This window comes from Pseudoalteromonas sp. BZK2, assembly GCF_014349195.1.
GTDB classification, from domain to species: domain Bacteria; phylum Pseudomonadota; class Gammaproteobacteria; order Enterobacterales; family Alteromonadaceae; genus Pseudoalteromonas; species Pseudoalteromonas simplex.
Window position 1 is genome coordinate 209,846 of the sequence record NZ_JACSOG010000002.1, and the last position, 16,729, is coordinate 226,574.

Here is a 16,729-nt window from a genome sequence, read left to right on the forward strand (position 1 = left end):
GCTGAAATGTCGTTGTTAGATACAGCTGTTAAAGCAGGGGTGGTTGTTGGTAGGGATGTTGCAAAACTATACGATGATGCTAGAGAGAACCACTATGCCTTACCGGCAGTGAATGTGGTGGGGACATCATCAATCAATGCAACACTGGCAGCTGCAAAAAAGGTGCAGTCTCCGGTTATTATTCAGTTATCAAATGGGGGCGCACAATTTTTCTGTGGTAAAGACTGTGGCTTGGAACCGCAACATGCTGCGGTTGTAGGTGCTGTCAGTGCCGCGCACTATGTGCATGGTGTTGCAGCGCATTATGGTGTGCCAGTTATGTTGCACACAGATCATGCCGCAAAATCATTACTACCTTGGATAGATGGCTTACTAGATGAGGGAGAACGTTACTTTGCAAAAACGGGCAAACCTTTGTTTAGCTCTCATATGATTGATTTATCTGAACAGTCCTTAGAGGAAAATATCGAAACATGTGAACGTTACTTAGTTCGTATGGCAAAAATAGGAATGACACTTGAAATCGAGCTGGGCTGTACTGGGGGCGAAGAAGATGGGGTTGATAATAGTCACCTTGATAGTTCAGCGCTTTACACCCAACCAGAAGATGTTGCTTATGCCTATGAAAGACTCAGTAAAATTAGTCCTAATTTTATAATTGCCGCCTCGTTTGGCAATGTGCACGGCGTGTATAAACCGGGTAATGTAGTATTGACCCCGCTTATCTTAAAACAATCTCAGCAGTTTGTAGCCAAGAAATTTAATTTGCCACATAACAGTTTGAACTTTGTGTTTCATGGCGGTAGCGGTTCAGAACCAGCAAAAATTACTGAGTCGCTAGGCTATGGTGTGGTAAAGATGAATATCGATACTGATACACAATGGGCATGTTGGGATGGGGTGTTAAATTATTACCGCCAACATAGTGCCTATCTGCAAGGTCAAATTGGCAATCCAGACGGCGACGATAAACCAAACAAAAAGTATTATGATCCAAGAGTTTGGTTGTACCAAGGCGAGCAAGCAATGACAGCGCGGTTATTGCAGTGTTTTAGTGATTTAAATTGTATCAATAGGTACTTACCATGCAACGATTGATCCCCGTATTAAAAAAAGATGCTGTCGAGACTGAGCTGATCATGCTGATCAGAACTATTTTAGCGGCATGTAAAGAAATTGCTTTTCGCGTGAGTCAGGGAGAGTTGGCAGGGGTACTTGGCTCCACCTTGGATGAAAATATCCAAGGTGAGGTGCAAAAGAAGCTCGATGTAATCGCAAACCAATTACTTAAAGACATGTTACTTGAAGAAGCATCGGTTGCGGCTATTGCATCTGAAGAAGAAGATCATGCCGTAGCTGGTAACGCTAAAGGCCACTATATCGTTGCTTTTGACCCCCTTGATGGCTCTTCAAATATTGATGTTAATGGCCAAATTGGCACTATTTTTACTATTTATCGCAAACGTGATGATGTTCCCTTTGATAGCGATGAGCAATTCTTACAGGTTGGTGAAAGTCAGATATGCGCAGGTTATGTTTTATATGGAGCATCGACGTTATTGGTTATGAGTACGGGCGGACCAACTCGCTGCTATACCTTGGATTTAACCCATGGAGGCTTTTTGCTAACAAAACAGCAGATGCAGGTTGCAAATACACGTAATGAGTTTGCTGTAAACATGGCTAATTATCGCTATTGGCATGCTACGGTACAGCATTACTTTGACCAGCTTCTATACGCTGATGAGCAATTTGACAAAAGTGCTATGCGTTGGAATGCAGCCATGGTAGGAGATGTACACCGGATTTTAACGCGAGGTGGCGTTTTTATGTACCCAGCAGATCGCCGAGTGGGTAATGAGAATGGTAAAATACGACTACTTTATGAGGCAAACCCATTGGCAATGTTAATTGAAAATGCACAGGGACAAGCCACTACTCAAGGGCAGAGAATTATGTCGATAATGCCAACTAATTTACATCAACGAGTACCCGTTATTATTGGCTCACCTGAGCAAGTAAAAGGGTTTAATCAGACTGTTTTTGAATAAACTAATTTAGAGAGTAGGTTATGTTAGGACTCATTCGCGGATTAGCATTAGGGGCAAGTTTCGCCAGTTTCACATTGTTTGCACAGGTGAGTATTCCACAATCTCATCTGCAATTAGTCTCAGGAGTGTTATTAGGTGATTTTAGCAAGTTAGATCCGACTAAACCTCCCAGTGATAATTTTGACTTACGCGATTGGTACTTAACCTTACCCACAGATTTAAATAAAGATAAAAAAGCCGACACCGTGTTAGAGTCAGCACTCAGTGACGGTTTTGTACTTGCTCCGTTATTTTATACCGCGCAAGATGGCGCAATGGTGTTTGCCTGCCCTAACCAAGGGGCAAAAACTTCTAAAAATACTAAATATGCGCGTACTGAGCTTCGTGAAATGCTTAGGCAAGGCAATACCCGTATAAAAACAAAAGGAATAACTAAAAATAACTGGGTGTTTAGCTCTGCTCATGGCTCTGTAAAGCGAGAAGCTGGGGCTATTGAGGGCAGCTTAGAGGCCACGCTTGCGGTTAATCGTGTATCAACAACGGGCGATATTAAAAAGGTTGGTCGCGTTATTATCGGCCAGATCCATGCCACTGATGATGAGCCGATCCGCTTGTATTACCGCAAGTTGCCAAATAATGAGCGAGGATCGGTGTATTTTGCACATGAAATTAATGGTGGCGATGATGTTTGGGTAAATCTTATAGGCTCACGTTCACATACCCTTGATGATCCTGAAGGTGGAATTAAGCTGAATGAGAAATTTAGCTATAAAATTACGGTCGAAAATAGCGTGTTATTTGTTACCTTGATCCGCGAAGGTAAACCTGTAATAACAAAACACTTGGACATGAATGACAGTGGTTATAACAAAAATAACCAATATATGTATTTTAAAGCGGGTGTTTATAACCAAAATAACACAGGAAACTCAAAAGATTTTGTACAAGCCTCTTTTTATCACTTAGCTAACTTGCATTAATTTATCTACTCTTAATCTTATACAAATTGTAGGCTCTAAACTAGCTGGAGCCTACGTTATTGCTATGTTCTAAATTTCTTCCAAAGTCATCACATGTCGTGTTTGCTAGATGACTGCTGTGTCTCCTTGTTTATAAAAATAGTTAAAAACTTAAGTTTTGGTAAGTTTTAAAAGCTTTTTGTTATTACCAATTTCTAGTGTTTGGTAAGTTTTATTTTGTCATTCTTTCTAAATGTGGTGGTAAAATTTTTTTTGCTGTGTTTATATACTAAAAATGGTTAACAATTATTGCAGTTTGTTATTTTTTTGGTAACAACAATGTTGGTTTTTGGTAATAAAGAACACGCGATGCCAAATTCCTCCCAAGGAGAATGATATCATCATGAACTTACGACACTTTACACTTTGTTCGGTTGCAGCCGCATTAGTTGGCTGTAATGCAGGTGATGAGAATAAGAATAATAATAATATCGGCTCAGTAGTGCTGTCTGGCTCAGCAGTTGTTGGGCAAACTTTACAAGTTTCAGTGAGTGATCCTGATGGTATCTCAAGTAATGTAAGTTATTACTGGTATGCAGATGATCAACTCATTGAAGGTGAAAATGGTGAGTCGTTGCTGATCACACAACAGCAAATAGGCATGCAATTGTCAGCACAAGCTAAATATATCGACAATGGCGGTGTGAACGAATCACATATTACAGATAAAACAGCTAACGTGGCAGCGCTTGCATATCCATCATTAGTCACGATTAGCGGTGATGCATTTATAGGTTCGACACTGATGGCCACTGTTACAGATGATAACGGTTTTGATCCTGAAACTGTTATTTTTGAATGGCAAGCTGATGGGGTTGTAATTGAAAACGAGCTATTGTCTAGCCTTTTACTTACCGAGCAACAATTTGGTAAAGTGATTACTGTTAGAGCAAACTTTGAAGATAACCAAGGTTTTGATGAAACAGCAATATCAGCACCGACACAAGCTGTTCAACGTGTTAATGAACAAGGCGTGGTGAGTATAGTTGGAGCGCCAACTGTCGGTAATGTGCTCAGCGCTGAGGTGACAGATGCAGATGGTATTTCTGGTGAAATTAGTTACCAGTGGTTTTTAAACTCAGAAGTAATTACTGAGGCAACACAACCTAGCATTACGGTCAACCAATCTCACCTTGGAAAGTCATTCACTGTTCAAGTGATGTATACCGATGATCATGGTTTTAGTGAAGATAATCTTTCTGAGGCCACCATCGAGGTATCAGAAGTAGCGGTAGATCAAGCTGGCAGTATCGCTATTATTGGCACCGCTCCTTATCTTGCTGATGTTACGCTTAGTGCCGAAATCGCTGATAATAATGGCATTGATGAGGCAAATGTTAGCTATAGCTGGTATCACGATGGCGAAGTCATTGCAGATGCAACAGCAAAAACGTTCACTCCAACAGACTACGCAGGCGCTATTATTTCTGTTTCTGCCACTTATACTGATAATGATGGATTTGCAGGGCAAGTATCAACAGCGCTTGATTCTATTGTTTATTCACAGGTGGTGAGTGACAAAGCGGCGTTAAGTGCCGCACTGAATGCCCCAGTTGATGGCTCAGTTATTGGTTTAAACTCCGGTATCTACGCTGACTTAGCTGAAATTTTGCTAACCTCAGAGGTTACAATTCGTGCGGTTGAACAGCAAACTCCAGTGATCAGCGGTGATGTATGTATTCATGTTGCCAGTGATGTTGATGGCCTACAATTATCAGGCCTGACATTTAAAGATCTCGACACGCTAGCAGGGTCGTACTGTGATTCGCAAGAGCAAGCAGTTATTTATTCAGAAGCGGATAACTTTGTTTTTTCACATAATGTTATGGATGGCGATCAGACTGATTTAAATAACGAAACCTACCACTGGCTGGTGGTCAAAGGAAACAACGCACTAATTGAGCGCAACACCTTTGCAAACCGTAACAATGCTGAAAAAGGCGCTGTTGTTAAGCTGGCATCATCAAGTACAAATCACATCATACAATATAACTTATTTAATAATAGTGCGGCTAACGCAAGTTTAGATTCAAGCTTAATGGTTATTAATGTGGGCAGCAGCACTGGTGAAGATGCTGCGCAGTTAAGTAACTTTAAAGTTCAATATAATCGAATCGATGACTTTGTGACAGGGCGCCGTGTTATGCGGGTACAAACCTCAGGCGCTAGTATCAACGGCAATACCATTATCAATCCAAATGGTGCTATATCGTTAGAAGACGGTGGCTTCAATACAGTAAGTAATAACGTAATTATCCGCAAATCAGATATTGCACAAAGTAACGATAGGCCCAGTGGCGTACTTATAACACCTTTAGGGCACTCAGTGACTAATAACTACATTGCAGGTATCCGTGCCGACGGTAAAGAAACTGGTGGTATAGTTTTTACCGCAAACCCGTTTTCACAGGCCTCAGGTGGCGTGCCTAACGCTGGCAACCAAGCGGTGCTTGATAGCGCTGGTGATTTTACCCTAGATGTATCAAATAATACGGTTTTAAACTCGATACAACCGATTGTATTTAGCACTGAAATAGGCTCTAAAGCCCCCGTAGGTGATTGCGACGAACTCACAGCCGACAATGCCCCAGTGTTGTATGGGTTAACGAAAAACTTCTTCAAGATTACTTTTGATGGCAATTTAATCGCCAATGGCCTGAATGACAACCAAGAAACACAAGGGCTATTTTTACCTTTTGATGCTAGCAGCAGTGATCATTCCTTTGAGTATGACTGCGATTTAATTAATCACACCCAATCTGTGTTCTCTAATAGCTTTGGCTTTAGTGACAGTTACGCTTCAGGTGATGCCGAAGATGATTACTGGGTAGATATAAGAAAACTCAATGGCAACGGAGATTTTGATGCCGATGGGGCTATTGATCAAGACCCTGCTGCAAACTCAAAAGAAGTTCCTGAATTTGTGACTGCTGACAATGGCTTACTTGAAACTGATGTAAGTGGAGCACAAGCGCTTGCTGGTGCAAAAGGACTGTACCTGATTAAAGAAGAAGATGTAGGCGCAGGCTCAACGTGGCAAGCAGAACAACAATAAATTGACAACAAACTTAAAGCGACAAGCAGTCTAAAAACTAATGGAGAATAACCATGTCGTTGAATAATGAACACAATAAAAATTTAAAACACATGCATTTATTGCTAAACCCTGTGGCACGGTTGGTTAAATCAACCTTGCTAGTTGGGGTTGCTGGTACCTTTACGTTCTCAGCGTATGCTCAACAAGCACAACAACAAGAGCAGGCTGAAGAGGAAGCTGGGATTGAAATTATTAGCGTGACTGGCTCGCGTAAAACTATTCAAAACCAAATTTCAATTAAACGTGAAGCAACCACTGTTGTAGATGGTTTATCTGCTGAAGATATTGGCGATTTACCAGCACTTTCGATTGGTGAAGCGCTTGAATCAATTACTGGCGCAGCATCGCACCGAGAAAATGGCGGAGCTACAGAGATCACCATTCGTGGCCTTGGCCCCTTTCTAAGTGCCACGCATATCAATGGCCGAGAAGCAACTAATGGCAGTGGCGACCGCTCGGTTAACTTTTCTCAGTTTCCATCTGAATTAGTCAAGAAAGTGGCTATTTATAAAACCCAAGATGCCTCAATGATTGAGGGCGGAGTTGCTGGTGTAATTGCCCTAGAAACAGTACAGCCTCTGGATTTTGGTAAGCAGCGCCTGCAGGGTGAGGTAAAAGTAAACTATAACCCTGACGAAAGTAATGTTGATAATTCACTGCAAAGTGATGTTGGTTTTAGAGGCACATTTAGTTATGTGGATCAGTTTGAATTTGATGGTGGTCAAGCGTTAGGGGTGTCTTTTGGGCTACAGCGTCAAGATATTAGCCAACCTGAGGGCGAATACCGTAGTTCTAGTCCTACAGGATCATCTTTATGGGCATGTTTGAATGATCCTAATAATACCAATGAAGGCTTTTATCGCGGCGAAGCCGGTGATTGTGAGGATCAGGTTAGTGGCAGTAAAAACCAAGGTTATAATACGCAGATTGACCCAGAAACAGGCAATGCAATAAGTGCAGGAACACCCTATGCCTGGACCGGAAGTAGTCGTAGTTTTAGACAAAACGAAACATCAGATGAACGTGATGCGTTCTTCTTAGCGTTGCAATTTCAGCCATCGTCAACATGGGATATAAATTTTGATGCTCAGATATCTGATCGTATTCAGGCTGAGGCTCGCCATGATCTTATTTTTTTACAAAAACGTGCCACGCCCGGAGTTACAGGGCCTTCGTTGATCACAAATAATGTTGGTGGCATTTTACATTGGCAAGGTGAGGAGCGTATTGAGTCTGCTGGGGAGCAATTTTCTCGTGAAGAAAACTACCAAGGCTATGGCATTAATGTAGAGCACTATGCCACCGATAGATTAACCCTAAAATTTGATGTGTCGTACTCACAAACACAACGTGAGGAGCTACAGATCTCTAACCGAGGCCGTACTTCAAGCCGACCTTTTTTCTCTTGGGATATGGGTGAGCACATTCCGCATTTTAGCATAACGGACTTTGATGTTACTGATATCGCAAACTTTACAGACAGCTTACGCTCACGAATGGATCGTGAAAATGTACGAAAAAATGAAGTGGTTGCAGCACGTTTTGACTTTGATTACACCCTGAATGACAGCGCTTTTACAGGTATTCAGGGGGGAGTTAGAGCCTCTGAAATGAACTTTATCCAATTTGGTGGTAACCAAGGTAATGGTTCAAGAAGTGAATTTACGCTTTCTTCGGAGCAATCTGCAATTGATATTCTTGAAAGTTGTCAAATTGCTTTCCCTGAATCAGGCTTTTTATCGGGTGTTTCAGATGGTGATTTAATTACTCTGCTGGATAGTGACGGTAATGCAATTGCTAGCGGCTCATCTTGGGCAACCTATGATAATGTGTGTTTTGCTCAGGCACTTGCAGGAGACGACTATGCTTACCCCGAAGTTGAGTACATCAATGCAGGCACCAAAGATGTAACCGAAAAAACGACCTCAGCGTATCTGATGGCAAATTATGATACTGAAATGTTTGGTAAGTTTATTCGCGGTAATGTGGGTGTTCGGTTTGTTGATACTGACGTAACATCGTTAGGATTTAGAAATGAGTTTGAAATTGTTACTAACCCAGATGGTACCTTAACCCTTGCATCGGGTGATGCCTTAGAGCAGGTATCTGGAGGAGGCGGTTATACAGAACTACTGCCTAGCTTTAATCTAGTTGTTGACTATAACGAAGATATTTTAATTCGTGGTGGCATTTACCGTGGGATGTCCCGTGCCGATCCCTCAGACATGGGATATAGCCGTACATTCCAAACTGATGATGATGACGCACCAACCTCATTATCAGATTTAATAATAGGTGTTAATGGTTCGGGAAATCCTAATTTACAACCGTTGATGTCATGGAACTATGATGCAGCAATTGAGTGGTACCCAAATGAAGATGCGATATTTGCATTTGGTTTTTACTACAAGCAATTTCAGGGAGGCTTTCAACAGCAAACCGTTCTTGAAGAGTTTATTATTGATGGTGAGCGCTTTAGTTTACCAGTCACCAACTCAGTAACAACTAGTGATAAAAGCGATTTGTATGGCTTAGAAACATCTATTACTTATCGTTGGGACAGCGGCATAGGAATTAAAGTAGGCTACAACTACGCAGATACTGACTTTGAGTTTGAAGACAGTAACTATGGTGATACCTTTATTACCGATGTTGAAGGTAACACAACGCAATTAACACAAGGGATTGTGCCGCCGGGATCTGTGCCAGGGTTTTCTGAGCATGTATTTAGTAGCCAAGTGTATTACCAGATTGGTGATTTAGATACCGCTATCATTTATAAATATCGCAGTGAATATTTTCAACCATATACATCAAACGGTACACGTTTACGTTACGTAGATGCTGTGGGTACTTGGGAGATGCGTGCTTCATATAAAGTAAATAAACATGTAAAAGTTAAAGTTGAAGCAATCAATTTATTCGGTGCGCCTAAATCGCAAGATTTCTATACTCAAGGAAATCTTGGTGAAGTAAATGATTATGGTCCTCGCTTATTTGCAGGAGTAACATTTAAGTATTAACTGATTTTGTGAGAGTCAAAAGAGCGGATAGCCGCTCTTTTTTTTGCTTAAAACCAATTGGTTAACCAATTTTATTGTGTTTATAAATGTTGGCTTAATGTTTGAGTAGTTGGCGAGTGTGTCTGTAAATGTGTTGTTTTCTTTTTAAGTAATTGTTTTAATTGGGTTTGTTTTTTTTGGGCTTCTTCTATATTTATTGGTAATAACTATGTTGTGGTTTTTTTAAATAAAGTTATTACCAAAAGGTTGATCTTTTTTGTAGTGAGTGTAATTATTTGGTTAACCTTTTGTGGGGCAGTTAGCAATTTTACAACAACAATTATTTACATCATGCGTTTGAATACACAGGAAACACTATGAAACACACACTCTCTAGTATTACGTTAGCGATACTCTCAGCAAGTACACTCAATGTTGCATTTGCGCAGCAAGAACCAAGTCAAACAAAAACGGAAGAAGAATTTGAAGTGATTGAAGTCTCAGGAATTAGACAGTCACTTACTAACGCACTAGCGGAAAAGCGCTCAGCGGACAGTTTAGTTGAAGTCATTCAAGCCGTAGACATAGGTAAATTACCAGATCAGAACTTAGCTGAAGTACTAGAAAATGTTACTGGTGTTCAAATTACTCGCCAAGCAGGTGTTGGTACAGGTGTTCAAATTAGGGGAACTAATGCTAATAGAACAGAGATAAATGGTGTATCTACTGTTGGCTCAGGTTCAGGTCGCACGGGCATTAGCTTTGAAGATGTGTCTGCCTCAATGATTTCTGCTGTTGAAGTTATTAAGTCACCGGAGGCGAAGACCATCGAAGGCTCAGTAGGTGGAACAATTAATCTACGTACAATTCGCCCTCTACAACTCAATGAAACACTTGCTGCAATTCGTGTTCAAGGTGAAGATAGTAGTTTATCTACCGATGGTATGAAGCCTAGAGTCTCAGCATCATGGGGCGATAATTGGGAACTATCTTCTGGTGGTGAGTTTGGTGCTGTTTTTAGTGCAAGTTATGCGGAGCAGGATGTCACGGCTTTTAGACCTCGTGCAGATAGAGATAACTCTGTAGCTGCCGAGAGTGGAGCTCAAAGCGCTCAATCATTTGACTTTCTACCAATTCAGTTCTTGATCCAAGATTACGATAATTACGAGTCTGAAACCGTAAACTTTGCAGGTACACTTGAATGGGCGCCAAATGATAGTACTAAATTTTTCTTTGATGCTGTTGTAAATGATCAAGATCGCCGTCAAGAAAGCTCTCGTGTTCAGGCTTCTGGTGTCAGTGATCTTAGGAATGTATCTGTTCCAACGGAATTTGAAACGATTCATTTTGGCACCTTAGACGGTCAAGACCTTGGTAGTATTGAGGCTGCTCTAAAGGGTGTTATTCCAGTAGAAGATGGCGGAGCAGATCCAAATCTTCGATTCTCAAGTGATACAAACTCACGTCAAACTGATAGTCAGATTTTCCGTTTAGGCGGCCAGTGGCAAGGAGATGATCTATTTGTTAGCGTTGAAGCATCTACATCTCGTTCAGATTCAACGACTCCAAGTTTCAATACAACATTGAATTTTATTAACCCGAATGTTGCTACAAATGACTCTAATGAAAATGGAACCCCCTTTGAGTATGACTTAAGTGGTGGTGCTTTATCCTTTGGTATTGCCCAAAGTGAAGCGAATGCGCCAACCAGCTCACAGTTACTTGACCCTGCAAATGTCGTCTTACGCGATGTAAACCAAGGTCGTGACACAACTGAAAATCAAGAAGATGCATTTCGCACTGATTTTGTTTATTACCTCGACGGTATCGTTACATCAGTTGACTTTGGTTATCGTTACAACAAATCTACAAGTACTTCAGACCAAATTCGCAACAATGTTGGTCTTCGTAAAATGGCTGACAGCCCATCGGGTGACCTATTCGCAGAACTTTTAGTTGCTGGCCCAGATAATTTTAATGCTGCAGATGGCCGCAAGCTATACATTAAAGATTTTTTACTTATTAACCCTGAATTAGCAGGTTCAAATCCAGACTACGTATTAAGCGTTTTAAATGATGCAATTGCGGCTAATAATGCCATTACCGGTTCTGATCGCGCACCAATCAGCTCGCCAACTTCACAAGTAAGTGCGTTTTTTGATATTGAAGAAGTTACTCATGCTTTGTATGCACAAGCTAATTTTGAGTACGAAATGTTTAGAGGCAATATCGGTGTTCGATATTTACAGACAGATATTACCTCTGTAGGTAATTCTGTCACTGTCGATGATGAAGGGAACCAAGTAGTATCGCAAATTGTTTCTGAAGCAGATTATGATTTTATTTTACCGCGCCTTAACCTAAGCGCGAATGTCTCTGAGGATGTGATTGTTCGTTTAGGGTGGTCAAAGGATATTCGTCGTCCAGATTACGATGACCTATCGACTTCAGTTTCATATAGCACAAGTCCGAACAGCGCGGTGTCAATTGGCAACCCTGGTCTTGAGCCAGAGGAAGTAACTTCGTTTGACATCTCTACTGAGTGGTATTTTGCCCCTTCAGCATTAGTGAGTGTTGGCTACTTTCATAAAAAACGAAAAGATTTACATGTAACTCGACAAGTTGACCCTTATGAAGACCCAGCTACAGGCTACCGTGATACCACAGGACCTGTTTGTGAAGAAGGTGGTACTTTTAATCCGATCGCCGATATTAATGTATTTGGCCCGGAACCAGGGGTTGGGCTTTGTGTGCCAACACAAACTACGATTAATGATTCAGATACGCGAACTCAGCAAGGTGTAGAACTGGCATTTCAATATGACTTGTCAGAGTTTGAGAATGATTTAGGTTGGGCTTCAGGCTTTGGCGTCATGGCTAACTATACCTATCAAAAGTCTTCTGGAGGAGAGGCTATAGATACGGCTACGAGTAGAGCTAATGCCATTTTCGCATTAACAACGGGTATTGAAGATATTACCGTTTCTGCTAAGCAGCCATTAATTGATCTTTCTGAAAACGCGTATAATTTTACTTTATATTATGAAAAATATGGGTTTTCAGCTCGTGCCCGCTACACGTGGCGTGAAGGTTATCGTTCAGAAGACTTTGGTAGTACATCAAGCTATCCGTGGGGTTTCCCGGTTGTTCAAGAAGATCGTGGACAATTAAATGCGAGTGTTAGCTATGATGTGACAGAACAACTTAATTTAGCTGTTGAAGCAGTGAATTTAACTGAGTCAGAAGTTAGCCAATCATGTGTCAATGAAGGGGCTTTACTTTGTTATCAAGGTTTAACTGACCGCCGTATTACATTTGGGGTAAGTTATAAATTCTAACAGTTCGATTTAGAAAAAAAGCAAGCTGAGTAGCTTGCTTTTTTTATATTTAATTAGGGGTGTTTGAAACTTTTTAAGAATCCGCCTTAAAGTTTTGCTTATCTTTATTGAGTTAAATGTGAGATCGAATACAAACCACGAGTCTCATTCGTTTTTCTTCTGATCTCTTCAAGTGCTTTCTTTTCACTTGCCGCAAATAGTGAGTTAATTAAACGATTAAAGTGGTTGTGCATTGCTTTACGAGCCGCAGATGAATCCTTATTCGCAATTGCCTCGTAAATACTTGTGTGCTCTTGAAGGCGTTGCTCATCACTTTGCGAACAAACATCTTCATAGGCAGCGATTATTTGTGGCTCAGAACGTCTTAATTTCCATAAGTTCTGAATAGACATCACAATGGCATTATTTCGAGTCGATTTAGCAATAATTTCATGAAAACGCTGATCAGCTTCAATTGCCATATCGGGCACTTTCATATCTTCTAAACTTTGCTTTAGCGCAGCAAGTTCTGGTTCTTGAATTGTCGCAGCTGCTAATGCTGCTGCTTCAGCTTCAACCAAAGCACGAGCTTGGGTTAGCTCAAATGCACTGATTGGTTGATCTACAGTCTCTACTTTGCAGTTATCGGTAACAAATACACCAGAGCCAGTTTTAACTTCTACACGGCCACGAACTTCTAACGCGATAATTGCTTCACGTATTGTTGGTCGGCTTACTTGATGAGTGTCGGCTAATTCGCGTTCTGCAGGTAAGCGACTCCCTACAGGGTAGATCCCACGATCTATCTGAGACTCTAATTTATCAACAACGGTCCAAAAACGTCTCCGTCTTTTCATTATATCTCTCCCGATCTTCAAATTAGTCATAACTATAAAAACGATTTTGAGTCTTAGATAACTAATGCGAAGAACGCTTATTAATTGGTAAGTTTTCTGGTAAAACAATAATTATAATTGGTAAATTACATACCTAAGCTAATCTTGTCAATTTGCTTTTATAAATAACTGAAAGTGCTTATAGGTAGTGGACTTTTCAATACACAAACTGATTCTAAATTTTAATAATTGGCAATAATAAAACCGGAGCAATCAATGCAAAACTATGAAGGGTATCTTTTTGATATGGATGGCACATTGGTTAATTCTGAGCCGCTTAAAGCAAAAGCTTTAGCAATGACATGCTTAGAATTTAACGTAAAAATCAAAGCTGAAATATATAAAGAAGTAATGGGGCAAAGTTGGCAAGCTGTACTTGAATATATTTTTAGCCACGCAAAAATTAGCAAAGTACCAGAAAGCTTCAACCCGTGCTTTGAAAAAAACTACAAAACGTTATTGAGAGCAGAGCTAAAATTAAATAATGGAGCTAAAAGGCTCTTAAACGATGTTAAGAAAAATGAAAAAAAATGTGCTTTAGTAACCTCAGCGTCGCAGTGGATGGTCGATACTGTTTTATCATTAATAAATTTAGAGGATGTTTTTGATGTGATAATTACTAATGAACAAGTGACAAATTTAAAGCCTCACCCAGAAGCGTATCAACTCGCATTAAAAAAATTAGCTATAACCAGTAAACAAGCCATTATTTTTGAAGATTCTAGGTCTGGAGTAATTGCAGCACAAGCAAGTGGCTGTGAAGTAATAGGCTTTCTGCACAACTATAATCAAAAGCATAATCTTGCGGAGTTAGTCCCGTGTATTGATAGCTTTAACAACTATAGTTTGACTGACAGATAGATAAGTGTCGCCTACGAAGACGACACTGTTCTAAATAAGGTTTAAAACTTATAAGTCAGGGTGAGGCTACCGTTTGTTGGTGCGCCATAATAACCTACAGTTTGCAAGCTATTGATGTACTGCTCATCAGTAATATTATTAACGTTAGCCTGTACTGCAACTTGGTCATTAATATTCCAACGTGCGAAGGCGTTTAGCAGCGCGTAACTACCTTGCTTAACATTGTAATCAGTGCTTTCGATTTTAGATTGCCAGCGGCCATTTAAACCAACCACCACTGCATCTGTTAGTGCATAATCCACTGTTACACCGACAACATCGCGAGGTGCCCATTTATTAGTGTCATCACCATTTTCATCTGTAACATCAATATGCGTATAAGATGCAACGATATTCACAGCATCGGTGATTTTACCTGTAACTTCAAACTCATAGCCTTCTGACTCGATAGACACGCCTTCATAGTAATAAATACCATCTTCAGTCAGGCCTGCGTATTGCGCAAAGTTATCTTGCTCAGCAGTAAAATAAGCAAATGTTGTCATTAGAGCATCATCAAACCAAGAAGCCTTAACACCGGTTTCAAAGTTAGTGCCTTTGGTAGGTGCTAAGTATTGGCCGTTGTAATCAGCTTGTTCTTGCGGCTGATAAATATCTGAGTAACTGGCATATAGGTTTAAATCGTCGTTTAACTTATAGGTAAAACCGACATATGGGCTTGTCTCGCTTTCGTCATTATCGATTGATGCACCGGCATTCATACCTGAGCGTTCAAATTCAATAGCGTTAAAACCAACCACGGTAAATAATTTATCAGTAATATTTAACTGAGCAGAGCCAAAGTAACGGGTTAGCTTTTGTTCAATATCTGAATACAGAACCGGCGTTAACCATTCAGGTTCTGGGATCGCATCTAAATCGTACGGGAACGCAGGCGTTGGTCCATAAGCTGGTGTATTTGCAAAATCAAACGGGTGTTGATACATCACATCATCACTTTTTGCATGGCTTACCCCAAAGCTTGCTTGGTGCTCTTTACCAAACAATTCAAAGGCACCAAATGCTTTGATTTCAAATAAATCAGCATCTACTTCGCTGTCGTAACGACCCGGCCAACCACTTAGGCCAAGGTTTGTGTCTTTATCAATGCTGCCGCTGGCATAAAATAGTTTGTCTTGCTCTTCAAAGCCACGGAAGTTGTAGCTCGCTTGAAGTTGCCACGCGTTTGCAAAAACATAGTTGTATTCAACAAATGCAGAGGTGTTAATGGTGTCCCACATTGTCCATTCTTGGGTGGTTGTGTCGCTTTCGTCCCATTTAGCTTGTGTGCCATCTGTGTAGTTATAAACAAGGCCGCCCCAAGTATTGCCATCGGTGTCTGCATCTTGATATGAATATCCCACAGTAACCGTTGAGTTATCTGTAAGCTGACCATCTACTACCGCAGAGAAAAACTCGCGGTTGTTTTCAAGTCCATCGAGATATGACTCTTTATCTTCAGCTGCAGCCACAAAGCGTGCAGCCCAACTACCTGATTCGGTTAATAATAGTGAATAGTCAGCTTGTAGACGTTTAAAATCCCAAGAGCCAACAGAGACACCGATTTCGCCGCCGTTTTCGTTTTTAGGGCGTTTGCGCACATAGTTAAGCGTACCCGAAGCATTACCTACACCAGTAAGTAAGCCATTGGCACCACGAATAACTTCAATTTTTTCATAGCCGTACGCTTCCATTGCGCCAGTGACAATACCCCAGTCATTCGGTAAGCCAACACCATCGATTTGTGTATTCTTAATTTCAAAACCACGTGATGTATAGTTAGTACGGTTAGTTTCCCATTCTTCAACATTGATACCAGGTGCTAAGCGTAAAGCATCATTGACGTTAAAAGCAGAGTAATTTTTTAATTGCTCAGCAGAGATCACACTAATTGATTGCGGAGTTTCATCAATTTCGAGCGCTAAACCTGTCGCGCCTTCACTAATACGGTTCTGACGTATGCCAACAATTTCGATTTTTTCGACATTGGCTTCTGTTTCAGTTATTTGCTCTGCATAGCTGATTTGAGGGTAAAGTGTATAAGCGATGGCTGCGGCTACAGGCAACTGGGTGAACTTCATTATGATCTCCAAGGGGTTATGATTTTTATTATTTTAATTGGTATTCAATACGGCATTTTGCTTACGATACGAATTAAAATAATATTTTTATTTGTAATATAATAATTTTGCAAAATGTATCACAAGTGATAACTATTATCATTATTTATTTGCGGTATTTTTGCGTTTTTTGGGAAGGTGGGTGAGGGCTGCTATTACGCAGCCTTCACTAAAACTTACTGTGCCTTTCCAAGGCATAGTGCAGTTAATAGGCCTATCAGGAGGAAGCTTGCAATGGCGATGAAAACACCTGCAACTACACCATAAATGAGTGTTAGTAATATTGTTGCAATAATTAGTAAACACGGTGATAAGAGGTTATAGGTT

The 16,729-nt window shown here is 40.6% G+C and carries 9 protein-coding genes; 7 read left to right on the plus strand and 2 right to left on the minus strand.

Annotation, left to right across the window (positions count from 1 at the left end; all coding sequences use genetic code 11):
• Positions 1-6: 6 nt before the first annotated feature.
• From fbaA to BIZ38_RS02120, 6 genes are all read left to right on the plus strand, one after another.
• The gene (gene fbaA / locus BIZ38_RS02095) at positions 7-1,098 is read left to right on the plus strand and encodes a class II fructose-bisphosphate aldolase (RefSeq protein WP_187489435.1); all 1,092 of its coding nucleotides are present in this window, start codon (positions 7-9) and stop codon (positions 1,096-1,098) included.
• Positions 1,086-2,051, plus strand: coding sequence for a class 1 fructose-bisphosphatase (locus BIZ38_RS02100; RefSeq protein WP_187489436.1), 966 nt, complete (start codon positions 1,086-1,088; stop codon positions 2,049-2,051). The genes fbaA and BIZ38_RS02100 overlap by 13 nt, the downstream gene beginning before the upstream one ends.
• Positions 2,052-2,071: 20 nt before the next feature.
• A complete protein-coding gene (locus tag BIZ38_RS02105) occupies positions 2,072-3,031 on the plus strand; it encodes a polysaccharide lyase family 7 protein (RefSeq protein WP_187489437.1) in 960 nt (319 codons plus the stop codon).
• Positions 3,032-3,413: 382 nt separating this feature from the next.
• Positions 3,414-6,125, plus strand: a complete 2,712-nt coding sequence (locus tag BIZ38_RS02110) for a poly(beta-D-mannuronate) lyase (protein WP_187489438.1) — start codon at positions 3,414-3,416, stop codon at positions 6,123-6,125.
• Positions 6,126-6,178: 53 nt separating this feature from the next.
• A complete protein-coding gene (locus BIZ38_RS02115; RefSeq protein WP_187489439.1) occupies positions 6,179-9,190 on the plus strand; it encodes a TonB-dependent receptor in 3,012 nt (1,003 codons plus the stop codon).
• Between the two features lie 356 nt (positions 9,191-9,546).
• Complete coding sequence (locus BIZ38_RS02120) at positions 9,547-12,507, plus strand: TonB-dependent receptor (RefSeq protein WP_054553976.1); 2,961 nt, start codon at positions 9,547-9,549, stop codon at positions 12,505-12,507.
• 104 nt (positions 12,508-12,611) lie between these two features.
• On the opposite strand, the gene BIZ38_RS02125 is transcribed toward BIZ38_RS02120, so the two are convergent.
• The gene (locus tag BIZ38_RS02125) at positions 12,612-13,343 is read right to left on the minus strand and encodes a FadR/GntR family transcriptional regulator (protein WP_054553975.1); all 732 of its coding nucleotides are present in this window, start codon (positions 13,341-13,343) and stop codon (positions 12,612-12,614) included.
• A gap of 255 nt (positions 13,344-13,598) precedes the next feature.
• On the opposite strand from BIZ38_RS02125, the gene BIZ38_RS02130 reads away from it, so the two are divergent.
• The gene (locus BIZ38_RS02130) at positions 13,599-14,243 is read left to right on the plus strand and encodes an HAD family hydrolase (RefSeq protein ID WP_138618302.1); all 645 of its coding nucleotides are present in this window, start codon (positions 13,599-13,601) and stop codon (positions 14,241-14,243) included.
• 41 nt (positions 14,244-14,284) lie between these two features.
• On the opposite strand, the gene BIZ38_RS02135 is transcribed toward BIZ38_RS02130, so the two are convergent.
• A complete protein-coding gene (locus BIZ38_RS02135) occupies positions 14,285-16,363 on the minus strand; it encodes a TonB-dependent siderophore receptor (RefSeq protein ID WP_187489440.1) in 2,079 nt (692 codons plus the stop codon).
• Positions 16,364-16,729: the final 366 nt, after the last annotated feature.

Coding starts and splice junctions, on each gene's coding strand:
- fbaA (WP_187489435.1), top strand. CDS start 7: ATGTCGTTGTTAGATACAGCTGTTAAAGCAGGGGTGGTTGTTGGTAGG.
- BIZ38_RS02100 (WP_187489436.1), top strand. CDS start 1,086: ATGCAACGATTGATCCCCGTATTAAAAAAAGATGCTGTCGAGACTGAG.
- BIZ38_RS02105 (WP_187489437.1), top strand. CDS start 2,072: ATGTTAGGACTCATTCGCGGATTAGCATTAGGGGCAAGTTTCGCCAGT.
- BIZ38_RS02110 (WP_187489438.1), top strand. CDS start 3,414: ATGAACTTACGACACTTTACACTTTGTTCGGTTGCAGCCGCATTAGTT.
- BIZ38_RS02115 (WP_187489439.1), top strand. CDS start 6,179: ATGTCGTTGAATAATGAACACAATAAAAATTTAAAACACATGCATTTA.
- BIZ38_RS02120 (WP_054553976.1), top strand. CDS start 9,547: ATGAAACACACACTCTCTAGTATTACGTTAGCGATACTCTCAGCAAGT.
- BIZ38_RS02125 (WP_054553975.1), bottom strand. CDS start 13,343: ATGAAAAGACGGAGACGTTTTTGGACCGTTGTTGATAAATTAGAGTCT.
- BIZ38_RS02130 (WP_138618302.1), top strand. CDS start 13,599: ATGCAAAACTATGAAGGGTATCTTTTTGATATGGATGGCACATTGGTT.
- BIZ38_RS02135 (WP_187489440.1), bottom strand. CDS start 16,363: ATGAAGTTCACCCAGTTGCCTGTAGCCGCAGCCATCGCTTATACACTT.